Source organism: Lysinibacillus sp. NPDC094177, from assembly GCF_050279145.1.
In the GTDB taxonomy this organism is placed as follows: domain Bacteria; phylum Bacillota; class Bacilli; order Bacillales_A; family Planococcaceae; genus Lysinibacillus.
This window is the reverse complement of record NZ_JBNNTW010000001.1, coordinates 451,672-459,368: the sequence shown is the minus strand read 5'-3', so window position 1 is coordinate 459,368 and position 7,697 is coordinate 451,672. Positions and strand designations below refer to the sequence as shown.

Genomic DNA, 7,697 nt, shown 5'->3' with positions numbered 1-7,697 from the left:
TATGACAGATCCAGAAGGCACTTTCGACACATTACGTGAAAAAATCGTACTAGAGCTTACTGTAAAAGTACTGCAAGTTCAACAACTTCAAATTGCTACTGCTAGTGTAATAACTCCTGACCTTACAGGGCTTACTCCTCCAGTTAGTACTACTGTAGATCCTCCTGAATCTTGTTAATCCCTAATTTTTAGAGGAGGAAATTAGAGATAATAGGACATTTGAGGGTACTGAAAAAATCCAATAATTGAGTTGGTAGTTGGAAGTTCGATTAAATCGAATTTTCAACTGCCTTTTTTCTATAATAATATCGATCGTAAATGCACTGTAGTTACTATCAAAATAATCGAGTTGAAAAAAATAATGTAAAGAAAAAATTTTAGTTTTTACTAAGCAATTGTCTCTCAAACGCATTATTATCTCAAATTGCTACTGAGATTTTCGAAAGTACTCGGTGACAAAAGTCCAAATTAATGCATAAAATGGATTGTAATTATAAGTGCAACACTTAGATCAAAATAAAAGTAGCTCAAAATGATATCGTCGAATTTTATTTGTCAATATTTAGGGGAATTGGTGTTCATTTTAAGCTATACACATCTATCATATCTCCGAGCAAAATAAAAGCAAAAGTGTTTAGCTGTTATCAAAAATTAGAAAAGGAAATTTCTATTTTTTAACCAATCTATTCATCAAAGTAAGTGGAAGAAATAAAAATGAAAAACGGGTTACTTCGTGAGTTTTCCCTAAAGAAAACGGACTTTGAACAAGTCTCTCTAGAAGAATTCATAAAATCTTATCATAAAAAATAAATCGACCAAAAAGACTTCTGGGCTGGAAAAATGCGTAAGAATTTTTACGGATTAACTATTGCACTTTATTTGTCAAAACATTATTTAGGAGTGAACTAATGAAAACTCCATGGATTAATTATAGAGAGATGAAAGAAATAAGTTCCAAGCAAAAAGTTTTCGTCTATTGTAATAACCTCCTTAATATAGAAAAAGAAGATGAAATTAGCCTTGCAGCGCATCTAGATCCCGATCGTGAGTTACTCATTACTTCTGAAGTTGATGCTGAGGATGAAATGAATGATCTCCTTGATATAGAAGAGGTGGATGAAACCAATTCTGTAGAGGAACAGGAACTTGTAGCGCATCTAGACTCCACTTGTGGGCTACTGATCCCTTCTGAAGTTGATGCTGAGGATGAAATGAAGAATCTCCTTGATATAGAAGAGGTGAATGAAACCAATTCTGTAGAGGAACAGGAACTTGCAGCGCATCTAGACTCCACTTGTGGGCTACTGATCCCTTCTGAAATTGATGTTGAGGATGAAAAGCATAATCTCCTTGATATAGAAGCGGTGGATGAAACCAATCCTGTAGAAGAACAGGATTCTGCAGCGAATCTAGATCCCAATCGTGAACTACTCATTTCTTCCGAAACTCATGTAGAGGAAGGGACGAATTATCTATGTGATACAGAAGATGAAGAAACCAATCATGTAGAGGAACAGGAACTTGCAACGCATCTAGGTTCCAATTGTGAGCTACCGATCCCTTCTGAAATTGATGTTGAGGATGAAATGAATGACCCGCTTGATATAGAAGAGGTAGAAGGAAGCAATCTTAAGGAAGAACAAGATTTTGCGTCTCAACTAGACTCTAATCATGAATTTTTAAGTCCTTCTGAATCCAATGGGGAGGATAAAATTATGAGTCCTATTGATACAGAAGAGTTGGAGAAAAACAATACTGCGGGTCATGATAGTGCATCTAGTGGGTCAGTGCAAGGAAAAGTATGTTCTATAACAAAAAAAATTCTAATTTCTACTCACGTGGAAATTGATGATTTTCTTCATGCTCCTATCTGTGGTGAGAGTGTTAAAAATACATTTGATTTTCTAGATCCAGACAATCGTCTTACTCCGCAATTTGAAACCAAACTATTTAGTACTACAACGGATTATCCTGAACAACCTGATTGTCGGTTGGTTCATTCAAAAATTAATGAAATTATATTTTTAATGAAAACTGATGCTTATGATAAAAATAATCAGAAGAGTAGTCCGTCTAAATCAGTTGTAGTTCCCTTACATAACACACAATCAATTAAAAAAGGAGAAACCAATTATCACTCTTCCAGTTCCGGTGACTTTATACACATTAGAGCTCCAGTTGTAGTGGGGGAATATAAAATAGAAATATGTCTTGAAGAGAATATCGTATTTGAAAAAGGAATTGTGGGAGTTAAAGATATCTCGAATGAGGTAGTATTAACCAATTGTAGATTCGTTCCTAATCAGTTTTCTCAATCATTAGGTAATGGGACATGTTCAGCATTGAGGGGAAATTTATTTATTGAAGGTTATATTCATCAGAGTATTGAATATACAGCCTCTCACATTGGGAATGCAGTACCTGCACAAAATGAGTCATTAATTCATTCAAATCAATTGTGTCAAAACATAGTATTAGAAATAATCATTCATTTGCTACAAGCACAGAAAATTCGAGTGCCAAGGATCTAAAGGATGCTGAAGCTTCTCTCTCTGCTCAAAAAACTCTTTTTTAAAAAACTAGTGATATGTCCATGTATGGATTAAATCCCTACATATTCTAGCGATATGAGAGATGTCTCATAAAAACAATGAAAAGAGGTTTTTTTTTGAGTGAACAATTGGAAAGTAAATTAGATAGTCATGTTAATCATTGCGAGCCTTGCCCAGTAAAATCAACTGAACAATTACCATTAACTAGTGCTACTACGCCAGTAATCGCTACACCGCTTACAACTCCAACTATTAAAGTTCCAGTTGTACTAGCAGAACCAACACTTCAAATAGTTGTGGAGTCAGATATTACCCTTACCCCTGCAGCAACTGAAATCAAAAGAGTGAAAAAAAATGTATTCCTGAATCAAGTGAAACTAGTACCGGTTGCTTTTGCACGTATTGATGGCACTGACTTTTTTATGGTAACAAGAGCTAAATTATTTGTAGCGGGACATATGCGCAAAAATATAGAATATGCTTCATCAGCATGTAATGGGGCACTTCGAGATAGAATTGCTGATGTTCAGTTTTCTGGTTTTACAGACCTTACTTTCCCACAAACACTAGGAGGCCCTACTCCAATCTTAGGAATTTCTGAGTTTGCCGAAGCAAACTTCCTTAATGAAAAAACGCAAATGGATGCTCGATTGGATAAAGCGTTCTTCCAAAATCTTGTTAAATACAATGAACAACCATTTGGTGAGTTAGTAGCTGCAAACTTCTTTGAACTTGATTTTTCACCAACCATGGTAGCACCAGAAAGTACTTTCAGCACAATACGTGAAAAAATCGTGCTAGAGCTTACTGTAAAAGTACTGCAAGTTCAACAAATCCGCCTTGGAGCAGGTACTAATGTAATAACTCCTAATCTTTTTGGGCTTACTCCTCCTATGGGTCCTTAATAACCCTAATTTTTAGAGGAGTAGAACATGAAAAAAAGGCAGTTTTACTGCAAAAAAATGTAATCGAAAAAATAAACATATAATATTTATTGCACTTATAAAAATCCAATATTTATTGCACTAATAAAAATCCAATATTTGAGTAAGGCTGGGACAAAATCCATCTCTAAACTAAAAAGCCGGTGAAATTTTACGATCAGTAAAATTTCACCGGCTTTAAATTTTTTTCATAAAAAAATAAGGACCACTTCTGATAAAATTAAGTCACCACAACAAAATTATACAGAAAGAAGGATCCTTATGTTTAAAGATTATAACATGAATCAATTAGTTTTGCCTTTAGATTTAGAAGTGAAGTTACAAAAGAATGATATTGCCTTCCATGTCCACTGTTTAGTCGAAAGTATCCCGCCCGAAGCCTTTCAGGTTCAAAGTTCACCGATTTCATCAAAGCAAAAAATGTTCTATTCAAAATAGGATATTAAAGAAGATGTACAGACAGTAACAAGTAAATTAAGAGTTGTATTCGTAGGGGCTTATAACAAGGCTGTAGGGCGTTTAGGTAGTAAGGAGAATAAATCATCATATATAGAAAAAACTCCTTATAAAGATCGTCCAGTACCTTTCTATAACTGAATAGAGGAAATGGATAGTCGTTCAACTATATGAAATAAATTAAATATCGAGAATTGGGTAGAATGGTAGATGTGTGAAATAATGTTATAGAAAAACACCTATTTTTGTTATATTTTTACATTATTTAGTGGAATATTAGATAACTGGTATATAATAGTAAGATATTATGTTTTTTAAAAATATAGGGGGAGAATAATGAAAAAATTATTTATTGTGTTACTAGCAGCATTTGTAATAGCGATAGTAAATCCAACAAAATCAGAAGCAAAAGTAATGTATGATGGAGCAGAAGTTGTAAAAGGGCAAACTGGAAAAATGACCTTTAAAAAAGATATCAAGGTATACAAGAAAAATCCAGATGGTACATTTGATTCGCTGATGGTTAAGCGTAATAATTTCTTTAAAACGTATGATATTGAGAAATATGATGGAAAAACATTCTATCAAATGGGTCAATATCGGGTACAAGCAACGGATTTGGTAGTTTTCAAAGAAGTACCAAATCCGTTGCTTGTACATCTTTCTATAACAATCCGGCATTTGTCATGATTAATCATCTTGGTGTTGAAAATCCTGGATATCCATATTCCTACATCAAATATGGTGAGTATTTAAAAGTTGGAAAACGTGAAGAGGTTTGCACTCCATCATTATTATTAGTTTCTATTGAGAAGGGCAAATTATATCGCCATTATTGTGCAGGCGATATTGAAGGAGGGCCTGTAATTAATACCGGTATTCTTGATAGCACTGATATTCGAATTTTTGAAAAAATAACAAGAAATGAAGGTTCGTATATATTAACAGAAGATACAGAGCTATACAATGGTCCAGTGATAACAAGATACTATGGAAAAGAGTTGAAGGGAACTGTCTTTTATTCACCAGGAATTGAGATTAACGGTTATTTGATGGTGGGAGATCCGAATTTTGGTTTTATTCCAGCAAATCTACTAAAGCCAGTTGGAGATAAATGATAGACTATGAATTATATATAACCCTCTTATTTATTTGATAAGGGGGCTATTTATATGGTTGTTTGACATTCGGATAGGATGTTTGTTGATGTCTTGAGCTTATCTGAATAAACTATAAAAAGACAACTCAGTGTGAAGAGGGCACTGAAAAAGTCTATATCTTCTCACATTGCGAGGTATTCAACGATTTAATCGTTGAATACCTCGCTTTTTTCATTTGGCACTGTGACTCTACTGTTGTTTTCCGAAGCATTCCGCTCGCTTTCCGCGGGCGAGCGCCGAGCCTCCTCCTACGCTTCGCTTCGTGCGGGGTCTCGTCTGTCTCGCTTTCCTGCAGGAGTCGAGCGATGCTTCTCCAAACAACGTAATCTATCACACTATTACTTTAGTCACGCTTTCCTTTAAAAGCAGGTATAAAAATTAATACAGTTATTGAGGACGCAGCTTACTCTGAAAAAGGCAAATATCGAATATACAAAAAAAGAGAAAATCGCAGAAGGCGCAAAAAGTAAAACATATTCTGTCACAATTAAGTCGGGTACACATGCCTAACAAGAGGCATTTCAAAATACGGAAGCATTTAAGTAATTAGCCGCAAATCGCTACAAAGTAGAAGCGAAGAATAGTGAATTAAAAAACGGACACGGGTACGATACGGCATCGACTGCGGGTCTATTTGGCATGGAAATTCAAGGTGCTACAACGATATTCGCTGTCAATTTTTGAAACGGATATTAAAGCTACTAAACGAAAATGAACAAGGAATAGAGACAGAAATAAGGCACTTCCTGTTCAAAATTGAACAAGAATTGCCTTATTTTTATCCGAAAAAGGTTCGCTTTTATGAAAACGTAAGTTTTTCAGTGCACTCCCGTGTGAAGGGTGGTCTTTGTTATTTATATAAATAGAAGGAATGCAACTATTATTATAGGTGCCTTAAGAGTTTGTATTTGTGTAAAGTTAGTAGTGACAACTTCGAATGCTGTTGGTTTTTATGCAATAGAGAAGTGTGCATTAAGATGAATAACTTTGATAAGAAAAACAAACAAATGTGATTAATTTACTGTTTTTAAGATATGCAATAAAATGATCCTAGCTAAAAAACTAGGCTCAATACATTTATTTGTGCTATTATAAGACACGTTGATAATTTAATTTATTGTAGTGTACTCTTGAAAGGATGATATATATTATGAGTAACGAGCGACCAAAAATCGTGAGTTTCCATACTCTAGGTTGTAAAGTAAATCATTATGAAACAGAAGCAATTTGGCAGCTATTTAAAGAAGAGGGCTATGAACGTACAGAGTTTGATCGTCAAGCAGACGTTTATGTCATTAATACATGTACAGTAACAAATACAGGGGATAAAAAATCACGTCAAGTTATCCGTCGAGCTATTCGTCAAAACCCAGACGCTGTCATTTGTGTTACTGGATGTTACGCTCAAACATCTCCAGCAGAAATTATGGCGATTCCTGGTGTTGACATTGTAGTAGGAACACAGGATCGTACAAAATTACTTGGCTACATAGACCAATATCTTACTGAACGCCAACCTATTAATGCTGTACGCAACATTATGAAAAATCGTGTCTATGAGGAACTAGATGTACCTGCATTTACAGACCGTACACGTGCATCTTTAAAAATACAAGAAGGCTGTAATAACTTCTGTACGTTTTGTATTATTCCATGGGCTCGCGGATTAATGCGTTCTCGAGACCCTCAAGAAGTATTAAACCAAGCACAACAACTAGTGGATGCGGGGTATCTTGAAATTGTCCTAACTGGTATTCATACAGGTGGCTATGGACAAGACTTAAAAGATTACAACCTAGCACAATTACTACGCGATTTAGAGGCGAATGTGAAAGGCTTAAAACGTCTTCGTATTTCTTCTATTGAGGCGAGTCAATTAACAGATGAAGTGATTGAAGTTTTACGTGAATCAAATATCGTTGTTAACCACTTACACATTCCAATCCAATCTGGCTCTGATACAGTTTTAAAACGTATGCGTCGTAAGTACACAATGGAGTTCTTCGGTGAACGCTTAACTAAATTACATGAAGCTTTACCAGACTTAGCAGTTACTTCTGACGTAATCGTAGGTTTCCCAGGAGAAACTGAGGAAGAGTTCATGGAAACGTATAACTTTATTCGTGATCATAAGTTTTCTGAATTACACGTATTCCCGTTCTCTCCACGTACAGGTACACCAGCTGCGCGTATGGAGGACCAAATTGACGAGGACATTAAAAATGAACGTGTTCACCGTCTAATTGCGTTAAATGACCAATTAGCGAAGGAATATGCTTCTCGCTTTGAAGATCAAGTACTAGAAGTAATTCCTGAAGAATTCGTGCATGATGGAAGCGATGAGGAAGGGCTTTTAACGGGTTATACAGATAATTACTTAAAAGTAGTCTTTGCAGGTCCTGAAAACCTAATCGGTCAACTTGTAAAGGTGAAAATTACCCAAGCTGGATATCCTCATTCTAAAGGACAATTTGTTCGTGTATTAGAAACTGTAAAATAAAATAGCTATGAATAGAAACACCGTTCAAACAATGGACGGTGTTTTACTATATTTTTGATTGAAGCATATAACATATTTTTCCGAA

5 protein-coding genes and 2 pseudogenes are annotated in these 7,697 nt (G+C 35.1%); all 7 read left to right on the top strand.

Features of this window, described 5'->3' with window-relative positions; translation table 11 throughout:
- Positions 1 to 178 (top strand): annotated as a pseudogene (locus tag ACQKNC_RS02180) (CsxC family protein); the annotation flags it as partial.
- Between the two features lie 730 nt (positions 179 to 908).
- Positions 909 to 2,531, top strand: coding sequence for a BC_2427 family protein (locus tag ACQKNC_RS02175; RefSeq protein ID WP_427423249.1), 1,623 nt, complete (start codon positions 909 to 911; stop codon positions 2,529 to 2,531).
- A gap of 137 nt (positions 2,532 to 2,668) precedes the next feature.
- Positions 2,669 to 3,457: a CsxC family protein gene (locus ACQKNC_RS02170; protein ID WP_427423248.1), complete on the top strand. Its 789-nt coding sequence runs from the start codon at positions 2,669 to 2,671 to the stop codon at positions 3,455 to 3,457.
- Positions 3,458 to 4,288: 831 nt separating this feature from the next.
- Positions 4,289 to 4,642 (top strand): hypothetical protein, encoded by a 354-nt coding sequence (locus ACQKNC_RS02165; protein WP_427423247.1) that lies wholly within the window; start codon positions 4,289 to 4,291, stop codon positions 4,640 to 4,642.
- Positions 4,639 to 5,070: a hypothetical protein gene (locus ACQKNC_RS02160; protein ID WP_427423246.1), complete on the top strand. Its 432-nt coding sequence runs from the start codon at positions 4,639 to 4,641 to the stop codon at positions 5,068 to 5,070. The genes ACQKNC_RS02165 and ACQKNC_RS02160 overlap by 4 nt, the downstream gene beginning before the upstream one ends.
- A gap of 495 nt (positions 5,071 to 5,565) precedes the next feature.
- A pseudogene (locus tag ACQKNC_RS02155) lies at positions 5,566 to 5,822 on the top strand (transposase); the annotation flags it as partial.
- 440 nt (positions 5,823 to 6,262) lie between these two features.
- A complete protein-coding gene (mtaB, locus tag ACQKNC_RS02150; protein ID WP_427423245.1) occupies positions 6,263 to 7,612 on the top strand; it encodes a tRNA (N(6)-L-threonylcarbamoyladenosine(37)-C(2))-methylthiotransferase MtaB in 1,350 nt (449 codons plus the stop codon).
- Positions 7,613 to 7,697: the final 85 nt, after the last annotated feature.